We start from the raw sequence: 16,425 nt of genomic DNA, 5'->3' as shown, positions 1-16,425 counted from the left end.
GGCCCCGACGCACCGATCATCACCACCGACGCCCGCCACCGCAGCGAAGCCAAGAGCGCCCTCATCACCCTCGTCGAACACGCCCTCATGGCCCGCCTGCGCTGACCGGCCCCTCGACGCGACAACCCCCGCACCTCGGGTGCGGGGGTTTTTGGGTTTGGGCACGCTAACCGTTCAGATAGTCACCAACCGCCGTCACCAGCAGCGACAGCGACACCGCCCCGGCGTCCGGGTGGCCGTGCCCCAGGGTGCCCATGCGGGCCGCACGGCCGCGCGAGGGGGTGAGGCCGGCGGTGGCGGAGGCGGCGCGGGTGGCGGACTGGGCGGCGGCCTTCCAGGCGCCGGGAAGGGGTTCGGCGGCGCGGGCGCGGAGTTCGGTACGGAACGGGTCCAGCGCGTCGAGCATCGTCTTCTCGCCCACCTGCGCACCGCCCAGGTCCGAGACGGCCCGCTGCGCGGCCTCGGCGGCGTCCGCGAGCAGCGCGGTGGAGTAGGTGTCCGCCTTGGCGAGTACGGCGCCGGTCTCGGCCAGCAGCGTGCCGTACAGGGCCCCGGACGCGCCGCCCGAGGCGTCGGCCAGGGCGAGGCCGGCGGCGAGCAGCGCGGCGCCCGCCGAGCGGGGGTCTGCGGCCGGTCCCGGTTCGGCCGCGCGGGCCGCGGCGACGGCGGCGCGCAGGCCCCGGACGATCCCGATGCCGTGGTCGCCGTCCCCGGCGACGGCGTCCAGCCGGCCGAGTTCGTCCTCGTTGGCGGCGATCAGGTCGAGGGCGGCCTGGAGGGCGGCGGTGGCGGGGAGGTCGTTGGCAGGGGTCGTACGGACGGGGGCCGCCGATGCGGCGGGTACGGACTCCTCCGGGCGCAGGTCGTCGTGGTGCCCCGGCACGCTGCGGAACGCCGGGGTGTCGCAGGGCGCGTCGTACAGTTCGGCGAGTTCGTCGTCCAGGAGCATCACGGACAGCGAGACGCCCGCCATGTCGAAGGACGTGACGAACTCGCCGACCTCGGGGCGGTGCGGGTGCAGTCCTGCGGCGCGCAGCCGGCGGTTGACCTGGCGGTAGACGACGAACATCTCCTCGTACTTGGTGCGGCCGAGGCCGTTGAGGAGCACGGCGACGCGCCCGTCTCCCCCGGCGGGCGGCTCCGGAAGTTCGCGCAGGAGGTTGTCGACGAGCGCGTCGGCGAGTCCGGACGCGGTGAGGTGGCGGGTGGTGCGCAGGCCGGGTTCGCCGTGTATGCCCATGCCGAGTTCGGTCGTCCCGGCGTCGACGGTGAACAGCGGCTCGTTCGCGCCCGGCAGCGTGCAGCCGGCGAAGGCGGCGCCGAAGGTGCGGGTCATCGCGTTGGCGCGGGCCGCGAGCCGGGCCACGCCCGCCAGGTCGTCGCCGCGTTCGGCCGCCGCGCCCGCCACCTTGAAGACGAAGAAGTCGCCGGCGACGCCGCGCCGGTCGCGGGACGGGTCGACCGGCTGCCCTTCGACCGGCGGCGGTCCGCTGGCCACGTCGTCGGTGACCAGGACCGTACGGACATCGACGCCCTCGGCGGCCAGGCGGCGCGCGGCGAGGCCGAAGTGCATCACGTCGCCGGCGTAGTTGCCGTAGCTGAAGAGCACGCCCGCGCCGCCGTCCGCGGCCCGTGCGGTGCGGTAGACCTGTTCGGCGCTGGGGCTGGCGAAGACGTCGCCGACGGCCGCAGCGTCCGCGAGGCCGGGGCCGACCAGCCCGGCGAAGGCGGGGTAGTGCCCGGAGCCGCCGCCGATGACGACCGCGACCTTGCCGGGGCGCGGCGCGTGCCGCCCGACGACCCCGTAGGTGTCCGGGACCCGGCGCACCGTGCGGGCGTAGGCGTCGGCCAGGCCCTCCAGCCAGTCCTCACGGAAGGTCCCGGGGTCATGGCCGGGGCCGGCGGGGGTGGTGGTCATCGGGCTCACTCCTTTGTTTCGTCCCTTGTTGGATTTAACACCCGGATCACATATCCGTCACCCCTCTCGACTAAAACTGCCGCACTTGTTGCGAAGAAACCCCTAGAAAAGCCTCCGCATCACACCTTGCATGTGAAGTTAACAAGGTTCATGCTGCCTGCATCACATCGGACCGCACCGCCCGGAGGCAGCCATGGCCCCACCGCAGCTCTCGCTCCCCGACCGGCTGGGCATTCCCCGGCCCCTGGTCCTCGGCTACCTCGGCGTGCTGCTGTTCATGGTCGGTGACGGTGTCGAATCCGGTTTCATCGCCCCGTACATGGCCGGACACGGCGCGGGCACCGAGGTGCACGCCTCCTACGTGATCACCGCGTACGGCGTGACCGTCATGCTCGCGTCCTGGCTCTCCGGCGCGCTGTCGGACCTGTGGGGCCCGCGCCGCGTGATGCAGCTGGGCCTGGCCGTGTGGGTCGTCTTCGACGTGCTCTTCCTGGTCCTCGCGCTGGGGCCGGGCAACTACCCGCTGATGCTGGTCTTCTACGGCCTGCGCGGCTTCGGCTACCCGCTCTTCGCCTTCGGCTTCCTGGTGTGGATCACCGCCACCGCGCCGGCGGCCCGGATGGGCACCGCGGTCGGCTGGTTCTACGTGGCCTTCACCGGCGGCCTGCCCACCCTCGGCTCGCTCGTCGCGGGCGCCGCCAACCCGTGGTTCGGCCAGTTCGGCACCCTGTGGGTGGCGCTCGGCATCATCGTCCTGGGCGGCGTGTGCTGTCTGCTCGGCGTCCGCGAGCGCACCGGCTTCGCCCGGCTCGCGCCGCCGGAGGTGCGGCCCGTGCAGTCGCTGATGTCCAGCCTGTCCATCGCCTGGACGCACCCGAAGGTCGCCGTCGGCTGCGTGGTGCGCGTCATCAACACGGCGCCGGAGTTCGGCTTCCTGGTGTTCCTGCCGACATTCTTCGGCGAGGAGCTGGGCTTCGGGCAGGGCCGCTGGCTGACCCTGCTGGCCGTCATCTACGGCACCAATGTGCTGTGCAACCTGCTGTTCGGGGTGATCGGCGACCGGATCGGCTGGCGGCGCACCATCGCCACCTTCGGCGGCCTCGGCTGCGCCGTCACCACCCTCACCCTCTACTTCGTGCCGAAGGCCGTCGGCGGGCACTACTGGGTGGCCATCGCCGTCGGCATGCTCTACGGCATCACGCTGGCCGGATTCGTCCCGATCTCCGCGCTGATCCCGGCCCTCGCGCCGGACAACAAGGGCGGCGCGATGGCCCTGCTCAACCTGGGCGCGGGCGGCGCGGCCTTCGTCGGCCCGGCCATCGTGAGCGTCTTCCTCGGCCCGTTCGGCCCGGCGGGCGTCGTGATCGTCTTCGCCGCGCTGTATGTGCTCTCCGCCGGCCTGACGCTGTACCTGAAGCTGCCGGAGCCCGCCGCAGGGCAGGGCGGGGACGCCGGCGGGGCGGCCCCGGCCGTCGCCGCTCCCCCCGTACCGCCGTACGCGGAAGCCGGGCCCGGCGGGGCCCGGCTTCCGTAACGGCTACGGCTTGGGGCACTGCTTCCACGAGAAGTGGTACTTGGTGTTGATGCTGCCGTCCGTGGAGTCCATCGCCATGAAGCTGGTCAGCTTGGGGTCGGCGCCCTTGGCGTCCACCCGCAGCTCGGTGTTGATGTTGAAGTAGCGCTTCTCCCCGCAGGGGGCGTAGACCAGCGCGTCGATCCCGGTCTCGTCCGAGCTCTGCCAGTTGGCGTCGTACGGACCGGTGAAGCGGTGGCTCTTGCGGTCGGTCTGGGCGCTGCCCTGGAAGTAGTAGCCCGCCTGCTGGAGGCCGATGGCGCCGGGCGCGAGCTGGGCGTAGCCGCGGTAGTCGGCGCGGGCGATGGCGTAGGTGAAGCCCTGCGGCACCTGGACGTTCAGGGCGATCTGGCAGTTCTTGCGGGAGTCCGTGGGTCTGCTGTCCTTGCCCGCCTGGGCGAGGTATTCGCTGTACGTCACGGTGAACGCGGTGTTGTCGGGCGCGACGGCGACCGCGGCGCTGCCGGGGCGGCAGCCGGAGCCGTTGACGGTGGCGACATTGATCGTGATCTTGCCGTCCGGCGGCACGTCGCCGAACCGGGATGCCTGAGCGGAGGCGGGGGACGCCACGCCGGCGAGGATCAGCAGCGATGCCGCGGCGGCACCGGCACCCAGGGTGCGGAGCATGGGTTTTCCTTCCGGTCGTCCGGGGACCGCTCCCGGGTCGGCGGTACGGGGACGCCGGGAGCGCCATGACGAGCGCATGTCAGCACGGGGAGCACGCAATGGACAGCTCCCGGCACCGGAGTCGGTGCGAACCTACGCCTTGATTCGGCCGTCGCAGCAACGGAGCGAAAGGGGCGAACAAAGCGGACGACAACGCCTCGGGCCCGGTACTCGCGGGGAGTACCGGGCCCGAGGCGTTGTCCGTTGTTCAGCGCTGCCAGCTGCCGGCGCCGTGGAAGCCGTGCTGGCGCTCCAGGCGGCGCCAGCGGGCGCTGGTGGCGCGCCGGCGGCCCGGGACCGCGGCGGGCCGGTGTGCGGCGCGGGCGAGCAGCACGGCGGTCAGCGCCGCCAGCTCCTCCTCGCTGGCGTCGCCCTTCTCCACGCGGATGGGGCTGGTCTGAACGGGAGTGGTCACATCTTCTCCGGTCTGCGAAAGGTCCGGTCGGTATCGGTCAGTCGCCGTCCGCGCCTACTGGGGCGGGTTGCCGTGCTTGCGGGCAGGCAGGTCGGCGTGCTTGTTGCGCAGCATCTCCAGCGAGCGGATGAGCACCTCGCGGGTCTCGGCGGGGTCGATCACGTCGTCGACCAGACCGCGCTCGGCCGCGTAGTACGGATGCATCAGCTCGGACTTGTACTCCTTGACCATCCGCGCCCGCATCGCCTCCGGGTCGTCCGCCTCCGCGATCTGCTTACGGAAGATCACGTTGGCCGCGCCCTCCGCGCCCATCACCGCGATCTCGTTGGTCGGCCAGGCATAGGTCAGGTCCGCGCCGATGGACTGCGAGTCCATGACGATGTACGCACCGCCGTACGCCTTGCGCAGCACCACCGAGATCCGCGGCACCGTGGCGTTGCAGTACGCGTACAGCAGCTTGGCGCCATGCCGGATGATGCCGCCGTGCTCCTGGTCCACACCGGGCAGGAAGCCCGGCACGTCCAGCAGCGTGACGATCGGGATGTTGAACGCGTCGCACATCTGCACGAAGCGGGCGGCCTTCTCGGACGCCTCGATGTCCAGCACCCCGGCCAGCGACTGCGGCTGGTTGGCGATCAGGCCGACGACCTCGCCGTCCAGCCGGGCCAGCGCCACGATGATGTTGGTCGCCCAGCGCTCGTGGACCTCCAGGAACTCGCCGTCGTCGACCAGCTCCTCGATCACCGCCCGCATGTCGTAGGGCCGGTTGCCGTCCGCCGGCACCAGGTCCAGCAGCGCGTCGCCCGAGCGGTCGGCGGGGTCCTCGCAGGCCACCGACGGCGGCTGCTCCCGGTTGTTCTGCGGCAGCAGCGACAGCAGGAAGCGCACCTCCTCCAGGCAGGTCTGCTCGTCGTCGTAGGCGAAGTGGCACACCCCGGAGGTCTCGGCGTGCACATCCGCACCGCCCAGCCCGTTCTGGGTGATCTCCTCGCCGGTCACCGCGCGCACCACGTCCGGGCCGGTGATGAACATCTGCGAGGTCTCACGGACCATGAACACGAAGTCGGTCAGCGCCGGGCTGTAGGCCGCGCCGCCCGCGCACGGGCCGAGCATCACCGAGATCTGCGGGATCACGCCCGACGCCTTGGTGTTGCGCTGGAAGATGCCGCCGTAGCCGGCCAGCGCCGAGACACCCTCCTGGATGCGCGCCCCGGCCCCGTCGTTCAGCGACACCAGCGGCGCCCCCGCCGCGATCGCCATGTCCATGATCTTGTGGATCTTGGTGGCGTGGGCCTCGCCCAGCGCCCCGCCGAAGATACGGAAGTCATGCGCGTAGACGAACACCGTCCGCCCGTGCACCAGACCCCAGCCGGTGATCACACCGTCGGTGTAGGGCTTCTTCGCCTCCAGGCCGAACCCGGTCGCCCGGTGCCGGCGCAGCGGCTCGACCTCCCGGAAGGAGCCCTCGTCCAACAGCAGCTCGATCCGCTCACGCGCGGTGAGCTTGCCCTTGGCGTGCTGCGCCTCGGTCGCCCGCTCGCTGGGGCCGCGCCGGGCCTGCTCACGGATGGCGTGCAGCTCGGCGACCCGCCCGCGGGCATCGTTCGCCTCGGCGGGCACATCTTCGACAGTGGTCATGTATCGACGGTACGTGGCCCGGGCCCCCGGAACCGATGTCGGTTTCGTACAACGTCGGAAGCGATTTGGTGGGCAGGCAGAACAGAAGCCGCCTGTACGTGGCCCGCGTCCGGCCTGATGGGCACGCCGGAAGGCCCGGTCGGTATGTATGGGCCCGACAAAGCGCGACCAGGTGACGTTGTGGTCCTCCGATGCTTGACCACGCGCCGCCGGGGCACGGCCGCGCCCCGGAACCGGCCTTGATCAGGGAGAACGGCCGGTCAGCGCGGGGCGACCGTACAGGTGTGGGTGGTACAGGCGGTGCCCGGGGTGACGCGCAGCCGTAGCGCCGGGGCGGTCGCGAGGACCGTGACGGCGGGGTCGGCGGCGAGCACGGCGCGGACCGGGCGGTCCCAGACCACCTCGAACGGCTTGCCGGTGCGCGGCGGCTCGGCCACGCACAGTGACGCGGTCCGCCCGCCGTGCCGCCCGTGCGCGGCGTGTGCCGGGCGCTCGCGCAGCAGGACGCTCGCGGGCGCCGAGACGGCCAGTCCGCCCGCCGAACCGGCCTGCCAGAAGTTCGCGGCGGTCAGGCCGAGCGACGGGATCGCGACCGCCTGCCGCTCGCCGGTGTTGGCGAGGACGGTCAGCCAGCGGCGGTCGGCGGCCCGTGCGGCCAGGGCGCGCGGCCCCGCGCCGGGCATCAGCAGGTACGCGTACGCGGCGTCCGCCGGGTCGGTGCCGTGGTCGAACCAGAGGGTCAGGTAGCGGCGGGTGAAGGGTTCGGGCGAGCCGCCGGCGTTGATGTCGCTCCAGGCGCCGGTCCGGGTGTCGCGGAGCGCGTACGGAACCTGGTCGGCGCCGCCGGGGAGGCGGGGGAAGACGTACCCGCCGTGCCCGGCGAGGTGGATCCAGCGGGCGCGCGGGAAGGACAGCCGCCGCCCCGGCTCCGCGGAGCGCCGTACGCCGTCCACGGTCAGCACGGGCGTCCCGTCCGGGCCCAGGTTGCGGTTGTCCACGACCGTCTCGGCGGGTACGCCGTCGCGGGAGGTGATGCCGGCGCCCAGGCAGACCACGCAGTCCGCGGCGAAGAACCACGACTTCTTGGCGCGCAGGGTCGAGGAGAGGCCGCGCACGTCCTGTCCGACCGCGGCGAACTCGCCGTCGGTGGTCCCGCCGACCCACCGCGCGGCGGGCTTGGGCTCGCCCCAGCCGCCGCCCTCGTTGTCGGCCAGCCGCTTGGTGGAGACGGTCGTACCGGGGAGGCGGTACGGGTCGACGGTGGGCCAGAACGCGTCCGTGTACTGGTCGCCCCCGAAGTCGCGGCCCCACCAGTAGAGCATTCCGGCGCCGGTGTGCCAGCCGCGCGGATTCTCGCCGTTGCCGTTCTCGTAGTACGTGATGCGATCCGAGGCCTTGGCCAGGCCGGCGGCCCAGCCGGGGCGGCGGTGCACGGCCCGGTCCATGGCCGGGAAGAGCCGGTGGGCGACGGGTTCCGGCGCGACCGGACCGCCGTCGTCCGCGAGCGCCTTGAGGCGGGCCAGGTCGGCGATCTCGTACTGCCGGTCGGCGAGGACCGGATAGCTGATGTCCCGCCGCATCCACCCCCGGACCATCGCCTGCCAGCGCTCCCGCTCCTGGGTCGTGGCCGCTTCCGCGAGCAGCGCGACGGCCGCGACCAGCGCGTGACCGTGGAAGTGGTCGCTGCGCATCACCCGGCGCTCGTCGGCGCGCTGGTAGCCGCGGCTTATGGCGCGACCGTTGACGCTGTCCATCATCAGGCCGTTGTGGAGCAGCGGCGCGTAGGCGTGCTCCACGCTGTCGAAGATGATCTGGCGCTTCGGGTCGGTGACGGCCCAGTCGGACCCGCCGAGCAGCAGGAAGAGGCGGCCGAGCCCGTCGAGCAGGACGAATCCGTAGGTGCCGGAGTAGGCGACCCAGGTGTGCTGGACGAACGAGCCGTCGGCGTAGAGGCCGTCTCCCTTGGTGACGTACGGGAAGACCGGCGACAGGGCGTCGCGGGCCAGCACGATCTTCGCCGGGGCCCGGCCGAGGATGCCGCGCAGGGCCACGACGCGGCACAGGTCGACGCGGTTGGCGCCGGTGCTGGTGCCGGTGTAGTCGCCGAGCATGGTGTCGGGGACGAAGTGGTCGACGGCGGCGAGGTACCGCTCCCGCCGCTCCTGGCCGAGCTGCTCGTACAGCATCGCCACGGTGTCCAGGAGGAGCCGGGGGCTGCCGATCTGCCACTCCCACCAGTTGCCGTACCGCGTGGTGCCGGAGTGGTAGACCGTGTCGTGTACGTGATCCAGGCCCCGGACGATGTCGGCGGCGAGGCCCGTGTCCCCGGTCAGGCCGGTGCCCGGCTGGAGGTACGCCCGGGCCATGGTGGCGAGGCGGTTGTAGCTGCGCGTGATCCCGGCCGGCGGATCGAAGGGGCTGTCGGGCCAGAGCGAGCCTGCGGCCGGGCGCATCGCCGTACGGAAGCCGCGGGCCAGCTCGCCGGTCTCCTTCAGGCGGGCGGCGTACGGCTCGGCGGCGGGGTCGTAGCCGGTGCCGAGCTGGATGCCGAGCCAGCGGCGGCGCAGCACCTCGTACGGATCGCCGTCGGCGGCGTGCGCGGCGGCGGACGGGCCGGTGAGCGCGGGCGCCAGCGCCAGGCCGAGCGCGCCCGCTCCGGAGAAGCCGAGGAAGCCGCGGCGGGACCACAGGGGGTAAGGCGGCACGGTCCGTCCTCTCCGTGAACGTCAACTGCGTACGGAAACGGTCTGGTTGAACGGTGTCCGACGGTCTAGCACGGGCCCCGCCCCTCCGACAATGCCCATGACATGACGGTCGCGGGCACCTCGCATCACTCCCCCGGGAGCCAAATGTTGAACTTGAACTAGATGCCGCTACGCTCATTCTCGTTGAAGGTTTAACAACCCACTTCCGAGGAGGAGCCATGGCTCTGTTCACCCGCAAGCGCGCCACGGCCACGGCCACGGACGCCGCCCGCACCACCGCCGCCCTCGAAGCCGACCCGGCCCTCGCCCGGCTGACCGGCGACTACACCATCGACCCCGCGCACAGCCGGATCGGCTTCACCGTGCGGCACGCCATGGTCACCAACGTCCGCGGCGCGTTCGGCACCCACGAGGGCACCCTCCACCTCGACGGCGCCGACCCGGCCCGCTCCACCGCCTCCGTGGACGTCACGATCGCGTCCGTCGACACCGGCATCGCCGACCGCGACGCCCACCTGCGCGGCAGCGACTTCTTCGACGCCGAAGCCTTCCCCCTGATGACGTTCCGCTCCACCGCCGCCGAGCGGGTCGGCGACACCGCCTACCGCGTCACCGGCGACCTGACGATCAAGGACGTCACCCGGCCGCTCACCATCGACCTGGAGTACCAGGGCGCGGCGACGGACGTGTACGGCGCCGAGCGCGTCGGCTTCGAGGGCAGCGCCGAGATCCTGCGCTCCGACTGGGGCCTGACCTGGAACGCGGCGCTGGAGACCGGCGGCGTGATGGTCAGCGACAAGGTCAAGCTCACCTTCGACATCTCCGCGGTCAAAGCCGCCGCCTGAGCCGGAGGCTCCCGGAAAACCCCGCGGCCCCGCACCGTCCTCCCCCAAGGACCGGTACGGGGCCGCGGTCACATCCCGCGTCCGGCGGCTACTCCTGCGGCTCGACGCCCGCCCGCATCAGCCCGTACGCGTACGCGTCGTCCAGCGCCTGCCAGGACGCCGCGATGACGTTCTCCGCGACGCCGACCGTGGACCACTCCCCCTGCCCGTCACTGGTGGACACCAGGACGCGGGTGGTCGAACCGGTACCGAGGCGGCCCTCCAGGATGCGGACCTTGTAGTCCACCAGCTCCAGCCCGGCCAGCTGCGGGTAGATCCGCTCCAGGGCCACCCGCAAGGCCCGGTCCAGCGCGTGCACCGGGCCGTTGCCCTCGGCCGTGGCCACCAGCCGCTCGCCCTTGGCCCACAGCTTCACGGTCGCCTCGTTGGCGTGGGTGCCGTCCGGCCGGTCCTCGACGATCGCCCGCCAGGACTCCACCTCGAAGTAGCGGCGCGGCCGGCCCTCCACCTCCTCGCGCAGCAGCAGCTCGAAGGAGGCGTCCGCGGCCTCGTAGGTGTACCCGGCCAGCTCGCGTTCCTTGACCCGCGCCACCACCCGGCCGACCAGCTCCCGGTCGCCGCTCAGGTCGAAGCCCAGCTCCTTGCCCTTGAGCTCGATGGAGGCGCGCCCCGCCATGTCGGAGACCAGCATCCGCATGCTGTTGCCGACCAGCGCCGGGTCGATGTGCTGGTACAGGTCCGGATCGACCTTGATCGCGGAGGCGTGCAGCCCGGCCTTGTGCGCGAAGGCCGAGACGCCGACGTACGGCTGGTGGGTGGACGGGGTGAGGTTGACGACCTCGGCGACGGCATGCGAGATCCGGGTGGTCTCGGCCAGCTTGCCCGGCGGCAGCACGCGGCGCCCGTACTTCAGCTCCAGGGCGGCCACGACCGGGAAGAGGTTGGAGTTGCCGACCCGCTCGCCGTAGCCGTTGGCGGTGCACTGCACGTGCGTGGCGCCCGCGTCCACGGCGGCGAGGGTGTTGGCCACCGCGCAGCCCGTGTCGTCCTGCGCGTGGATGCCCAGGCGCGCCCCGGTGTCCGCCAGCACCGTCCGTACGACGGCCGAGACCTGCGCGGGAAGCATCCCGCCGTTGGTGTCGCACAGCACGACCACATCGGCGCCGGCCTCGCTCGCGGTCCGGACGACCTCCTTGGCGTACGCCGGGTCGAGGGCGTACCCGTCGAAGAAGTGCTCACAGTCGAGGAAGACCCGGCGGCCCTGCGCGCGCAGGTATGCGACGGTGTCCCGCACCATCGCGAGGTTCTCCTCCGGGGTGGTGCGCAGCGCCAGTTCCACATGCCGTACGTGCGACTTGGCGACCAGCGTGACGACCGGCGCCCCGGACTCCAGCAGGGCCGTGACCTGCGGGTCGTCCTCGACCCGCACACCCGCCTTGCGGGTGGCGCCGAAGGCGACCAGCCGGGCGTGCTTGAAGTCGATCTCCGCGCGGGCCCGCTGGAAGAACTCGGTGTCCCGGGGGTTGGCGCCGGGCCAGCCGCCCTCGATGAAACCCACGCCGTAGTCGTCCAGGTGCCGGGCGATGGTCAGCTTGTCGGCGACGGTCAGGTTGATCCCTTCACGCTGCGCGCCGTCGCGCAGCGTGGTGTCGAAGACGTGGAAGGCGTCGGACAGTGAGGGTTCGGGTACGTCCGTCATGCTGCTCAGGGCTCCTGTCGGGTCTCGGTATACCGGAATAACCGGTTCCACCGCCCCCTCATGGTCCCTCGCGCTCCGCCGCCGGCGACGGGTGGGCCGGAAACGAAAAGACCCCTCGCGGATGCGAGAGGTCTGCGCGCGGGTCTGGGACGACGGCGACCGCGCCGTACTCGGTACGTACGGGGCGGTCACTGCGGACCGGCGCGCCTGCTGCCAATAATCGTGGCGAGGGTGGGCACGGGGCCAGTTTGCCATACGTTCCCGGAGGGGGGCCGGGTGTCTCAGAGTTCGGGCCGCTGGGGGTGGCCGTTCCTGATTGTCCTCAAGCGCCGGACGGGCTTGATTTGGACGGTGCAAGGTCGGTTGTGCCAGGGATCCCCGTCCGCTCGTTCGGCACCTGCTTCACCCGGTTCAAGTCGATCGTCCGCGTCTCCCGCATCGTGACGTAGACGATCAGTGACACCGCCGCGCAGCCCGCCACGTACCAGTAGTAGCCCGACTCGATGCCGCCCTTCTTGAACCACAGCGCGACGTACTCCGCCGTGCCGCCGAAGAGGGCGTTGGCGATGGCGTAGGGGAGGGCGACGCCGAGGGCGCGGATGCCGGTGGGGAAGAGTTCGGCCTTTACGCAGGCGTTGATCGAGGTGTAGCCGGTGACGACGAGGAGGGCCAGCAGGGAGAGGCCGAGCGCGGGCCAGAAGCTGCCGGCGTGCTTGAGCAGCGTCATGATCGGCACGGTCAGGAAGGTCGAACCGACCGCGAAGGTGATCAGCAGCGGGCGGCGGCCGATCCGGTCGGAGAGCCGGCCCGCCAGCGGCTGGACGCCCATGAAGACGAACAGCGCGCAGAAGCTGACCAGCGAGGCGGTGGGCTTGGCCAGGCCCGCGGTGCCGGACAGGTACTTGGTGAGGTACGTGGTGTACGTGTAGTACGCGACGGTGCCGCCCATGGTGAGCGCGATGACGAGGAACGCCTCGCGCCTGTGCGCCCACAGCGCCTTGATCGTGCCGCGCGCCGGGTCGCTGTGCGCGCTGTCGTCCTGCGCGTACACCTCCGTCTCCAGCATGTTGCGCCGCAGGTAGAAGACGATGGCGGCGCCGAGCGCGCCGATGATGAACGGGATGCGCCAGGCCCAGCTGTGCAGGGCGTCCTCGGACATGGTGCGCTGGAGGACGATCTGCAGGCCGAGGCCGAGGAGCTGGCCGGCGGTCATGGACACGTACTGGAAGCTGGAGGCGAAGCCGCGGCGGTCCGGCGCGGACGCCTCCGTGAGGTACGTGGCGCTGGCCGCGTACTCGCCGCCGACCGAGAGCCCTTGCAGCATGCGGGCGATGAGCAGTACCGCGACGCCGCCGTAGCCGGCCACCGCGTAGGTGGGCGCGACGGCGATGAGGACGGCCGAGGCGGACATCAGGGTGACGGTGAGGGTCAGCGCGGCCTTGCGGCCCTTGCGGTCACCGACCCGGCCGAGCAGCCAGCCGCCCACCGGCCGCATGAAGAAGCCGACCGCGAAGATCCCCATGGTGTTCATGAGGTTGGCGGTGTCGTTGCCCTTCGGGAAGAAGGAGTCGGCGAAGTACACCGCGAAGCTGGCGTACACGAACCAGTCGAACCACTCGACCATGTTGCCGGCCGAGCCGACCCAGATCTTCTTCCACTGCTCTCGTCCCATGACCGATCACGGTCGCCGACCGGCGCCCGCCGCGGCAAGGGTGCGGCGGGCAACGATCACGCTTCGTTACCTGCGGATGGACGGATCGCCGCGTCCGCCGGTGCCCTCAGCGGGTGTGCCGCAGGAAGACGTCGGTCTCGTAGTTGGTGTCGCCCGCGACCAGGTCGTCGAGGTGCGACTCGAAGACGACCTTGCGGCCGTCCGCCGTCATCCCGTCGGGCCCGGCGGTGGCCGCCCTGGGCTTGCCGTCGGTGCCGGGGCTGACCAGGGTGTCCTTCCCGGTCCTCAGGTCCTTGACGTACAGCCCGTACTCGACGCCGTAGGAGTGCAGCAGCAGCCGTCGGCCGTCCGGGCCGATCGCGTCGGCGTCGGCGTACTGGTTGCCGTTGATGCCGTCCACCCGCCGGATCGCGCCGGTGCGGGTGTTCCGTACGAAGACGTAGGAGCGTGCCTCGTCCGGTACCGGCACGATGTTCTTGGCCGCGGAGTTGAACGCGACGGTGCGGCCGTCGGCGCTGATCAGCGGGTCGGTGGAGCCCGAGGTGGCGGGCAGGCCGTCGGCGGTGGTGTCGATCTGCCGCTGCTCGCCGGTGCGCAGGTCGGCGAGATGGATGTCGGCCCAGTCGCGGTCGCCGCCGGGGCCGCCGCCGCGGCGGCTGCGCTCCCGGTAGACGACGCGGGAGCCGTCGGCGCTGATCCGCGGGGAGTCGTAGGCGCGCCCTTCTTTGGCGGGGACCCGGCTGGCCCGGCGTGTCGTCCCGGTGCGGCGGTCGCGTACGTAGATGCGGCCCAGCTCCTCCTTCTCCGGCGGGACGGCGGACTGGCGGCCGACGAAAGCGACGTAGCGGCCGTCGGCGCTGAGCGCGGGCGACTCGCCGCCGTCGTAGCCGGTGTCCATGCCGAGGTCGGCGCGCTCCAGGCGGCCGGTACGGATCTCGTACACGTAGACGTGGTACTGACCGCCCGTCTCGGCGTTGAAGGCCACGTACCGGCCGTCCGCGCTGATCGTGGCGAAGTCGGCGTTGCCGTGGCCGAGCGGGGCGTTGAGGCGGCGGGTGGTGCCGGTGCGGCGGTCGCGCAGGAAGACGTCGCGGACGAGGGTGCCGTCGTTGTCGTCGCCCGGCACGAGGTTGTCGGCCTCCGAGTCGAAGGCGACGTAGCGGCCGTCGGCGCTGATCGCGGCGTTGTACGAGCCGCCGCCGACCGCCTCGGAGCCGTCGGGGGCGGTGTTCATCCGCTCGGTGCGCGGCCCCTGACCGCCCGCCGCCGCGGGCGGGCCGCCGGCCGCCACCGCCCCCACCAGCACGGCGGCCACGACGGCACCCGTCAACGTACGTCTGCCGCTGCCCGTGCCCCTGTCCACGCCCATGCTTCCCCCCGGAAACACCCGCCTCCGGCCCTGCGCCGGAGCGCGAGGGGATACAACCGCATCTCCGGCGACAGGGTCAATCCGCTCTTTTCCGTACAACCGGCACGGGGTTTGGGGTGTCCGTCCGGCCCCCTCAAGGCGCGTTCGCGGCCTCCACCGGCGTCAGCGCCTCGTCCAGGAACTCCGCCACGTGCCGCAGCACCTGCTCCCGGTCCAGGCCCGGCAGACCGACGACGAGATGCGTGCCGAAGCCGTCCAGCAGCGCGCGCGTACGGGTGGCGAAGCGGTCCGCGTCCACCGTACGCAGCTCGCCCGTCGAGGCGCCCTCGGCCAGGAGCGCCACCAGATCGCGGTGCCAGGCCAGTTCCAGGTCGAGCTGGCGCTCGCGGGCCCCGTCGTCCGCGTTCTGCGAGCGGTTCCACACCTCAAGCCACAGGGTCCAGCGCGGGTCCCGGCGCCCTTCGGGCAGGTACAGCTGCACCAGCGCGTCGAGCCGTTCGCGTGCCGGAACCCGCTGCGCGAGCGCGGCTCGCCGCCGGGCGCCCAACTGCTCCTCGCTCCACTGAAGGGTCTGGAGCAGCAGCTCGTCCTTCGTGCCGAAGTAGTAGAGGATGTGCCCGCTGCTCATCCCGACCTCGCGGCCCAGCCCGGCCATGGTCAGCCGGTCCAGGCCCGCTTCGGCGATGGTGGCCATCGCCGCGGCGAGGACCTGCTCGCGGGGCTGGGTCAGCCGCCGCCGGGGTCGGCGGACCGGTCCGGGCACGAGAACCTCCGGGTACGTCACACGGTGCCCACCTTGGGCTGCTGCTGGGTGATGCAGTGGATGCCACCGCCAGCAGCAAAGATCGTACGGGCGTCGGCCTGCACCACCGCGCGCTCCGGAAACAGCCGCCGGAAGATTCCGGCGGCCTCCTCGTCGCGCGGGTCGTCGAACGCGCACAGCACCACGCCGCCGTTGCACAGATAGTGGTTGATGTACGAGTAGTCCACCGGCTCGCCGTCCACCTCCACCACGGTCGGCGCGGGCACCTCGACCACCTCCAGCCGTCGGCCGCGCGCGTCCGTCGAGGCACGCAGCAGCTTGACGATCTCCGCACATACCGCGTGGTCGGGGTGGGCCGGGTCGGGCTGGGTGTGCGCGACGACGACGCCGGGACGGGCGAACGCCGCGACGATGTCCACGTGCCCGCGGGTGCCGAAGCGTCCGTAGTCGGCGGTCAGTCCGCGCGGCAGCCAGATCGCCTTCGTGGTGCCGAGGCAGGCATGAATCTCCGCCTCGACCTCCTCCCGGGTACGGCCCGGATTACGCCCGGGATCGAGCTGCACCGTCTCCGTCAGCAGCACCGTCCCCTCGCCGTCGACATGCAGCCCGCCGCCCTCGTTCACCAGCGACGAGCGGTACGTACGGGCCCCGGCCAGCCCGCCCACGTACCCGCCGATCTCCGCGTCCCGCTCCCAGCACGCCCAGTCCTGCGCACCCCACCCGTTGAACACCCAGTCAACGGCGCCCAGTTGCCCGCCCCCACCGACCAGGAAGGTAGGTCCGATGTCCCGCATCCACGCGTCGTCCAGCGCCCGCTCGACGACGTCGATGCCCGACCCGAGCACCCGCCGCGCCCGATCCGCCTGCCCGGGACCCGCCACCACCGTGACCGCCTCAAACCGCCGCACAGCCCGCGCAACCGCCCCCCACGCCCGCCGAGCCCGCTCCAGCCCCTCGCCGCCCTCCTCGCCAAAGGTGGCATTGGGCCCCGGCCAGGCCATCCAGGTCCGCTCATGCGGAGCCCACTCAGCAGGCATACGGAAGCCGTCGGCGGCGGGGGTGGTCATGGGGTCCTCCGGGGGTGGGGCGGGGGCGCTTGTCAGCGCTTTAGAGCGGCACTCTAACGATGTTAGACGCCTACACCAACCACATACCGGGCACC

At 72.1% G+C, this 16,425-nt stretch carries 12 protein-coding genes and 1 pseudogene; 3 read left to right on the top strand and 10 right to left on the bottom strand.

The window, feature by feature from the left end; all coding sequences use genetic code 11:
• Positions 1–105, top strand: a pseudogene (locus tag ADK86_RS18875) (ATP-binding protein); the annotation flags it as partial.
• A 61-nt stretch (positions 106–166) separates the two neighbouring features.
• On the opposite strand, the gene ADK86_RS18870 reads toward ADK86_RS18875, so the two are convergent.
• Positions 167–1,918, bottom strand: a complete 1,752-nt coding sequence (locus ADK86_RS18870) for a dihydroxyacetone kinase family protein (RefSeq protein WP_053697614.1) — start codon at positions 1,916–1,918, stop codon at positions 167–169.
• 193 nt (positions 1,919–2,111) lie between these two features.
• On the opposite strand from ADK86_RS18870, the gene ADK86_RS18865 reads away from it, so the two are divergent.
• On the top strand, positions 2,112–3,452 hold the full coding sequence (locus ADK86_RS18865) for an MFS transporter (RefSeq protein ID WP_053697613.1): 1,341 nt from the start codon (positions 2,112–2,114) through the stop codon (positions 3,450–3,452).
• 3 nt (positions 3,453–3,455) lie between these two features.
• Here the strand turns inward: ADK86_RS18865 and ADK86_RS18860 are convergent, their stop codons facing one another.
• The 4 genes from ADK86_RS18860 to ADK86_RS18845 form a co-directional block, all read right to left on the bottom strand.
• Positions 3,456–4,118 (bottom strand): DUF4360 domain-containing protein, encoded by a 663-nt coding sequence (locus tag ADK86_RS18860; protein ID WP_053697612.1) that lies wholly within the window; start codon positions 4,116–4,118, stop codon positions 3,456–3,458.
• A gap of 247 nt (positions 4,119–4,365) precedes the next feature.
• The gene (locus ADK86_RS18855; protein WP_030592771.1) at positions 4,366–4,572 is read right to left on the bottom strand and encodes an acyl-CoA carboxylase epsilon subunit; all 207 of its coding nucleotides are present in this window, start codon (positions 4,570–4,572) and stop codon (positions 4,366–4,368) included.
• Between the two features lie 54 nt (positions 4,573–4,626).
• The gene (locus ADK86_RS18850) at positions 4,627–6,210 is read right to left on the bottom strand and encodes an acyl-CoA carboxylase subunit beta (RefSeq protein WP_030179102.1); all 1,584 of its coding nucleotides are present in this window, start codon (positions 6,208–6,210) and stop codon (positions 4,627–4,629) included.
• 260 nt (positions 6,211–6,470) lie between these two features.
• The gene (locus ADK86_RS18845; RefSeq protein ID WP_107088507.1) at positions 6,471–8,915 is read right to left on the bottom strand and encodes a polysaccharide lyase 8 family protein; all 2,445 of its coding nucleotides are present in this window, start codon (positions 8,913–8,915) and stop codon (positions 6,471–6,473) included.
• A gap of 218 nt (positions 8,916–9,133) precedes the next feature.
• Here ADK86_RS18845 and ADK86_RS18840 point away from each other — a divergent pair, with 218 nt between their 5' ends.
• A complete protein-coding gene (locus ADK86_RS18840) occupies positions 9,134–9,760 on the top strand; it encodes a YceI family protein (protein ID WP_053697611.1) in 627 nt (208 codons plus the stop codon).
• 88 nt (positions 9,761–9,848) lie between these two features.
• Here the strand turns inward: ADK86_RS18840 and cimA are convergent, their stop codons facing one another.
• From cimA to ADK86_RS18815, 5 genes are all read right to left on the bottom strand, one after another.
• On the bottom strand, positions 9,849–11,459 hold the full coding sequence (cimA, locus tag ADK86_RS18835) for a citramalate synthase (protein ID WP_030592779.1): 1,611 nt from the start codon (positions 11,457–11,459) through the stop codon (positions 9,849–9,851).
• Between the two features lie 322 nt (positions 11,460–11,781).
• On the bottom strand, positions 11,782–13,131 hold the full coding sequence (locus ADK86_RS18830) for an MFS transporter (protein WP_063789031.1): 1,350 nt from the start codon (positions 13,129–13,131) through the stop codon (positions 11,782–11,784).
• A 106-nt stretch (positions 13,132–13,237) separates the two neighbouring features.
• Complete coding sequence (locus tag ADK86_RS18825) at positions 13,238–14,494, bottom strand: TolB family protein (protein ID WP_159393885.1); 1,257 nt, start codon at positions 14,492–14,494, stop codon at positions 13,238–13,240.
• A gap of 139 nt (positions 14,495–14,633) precedes the next feature.
• Positions 14,634–15,263: a TetR/AcrR family transcriptional regulator gene (locus ADK86_RS18820; RefSeq protein WP_053697626.1), complete on the bottom strand. Its 630-nt coding sequence runs from the start codon at positions 15,261–15,263 to the stop codon at positions 14,634–14,636.
• A gap of 17 nt (positions 15,264–15,280) precedes the next feature.
• The gene (locus tag ADK86_RS18815; protein WP_053697609.1) at positions 15,281–16,330 is read right to left on the bottom strand and encodes an agmatine deiminase family protein; all 1,050 of its coding nucleotides are present in this window, start codon (positions 16,328–16,330) and stop codon (positions 15,281–15,283) included.
• Positions 16,331–16,425 lie beyond the last annotated feature (95 nt).

It is taken from the genome of Streptomyces sp. NRRL F-5755 (genome assembly GCF_001279365.1).
Classification (GTDB): domain Bacteria; phylum Actinomycetota; class Actinomycetes; order Streptomycetales; family Streptomycetaceae; genus Streptomyces; species Streptomyces rimosus.
This window is presented reverse-complemented; position numbering and strand designations above follow the sequence as displayed.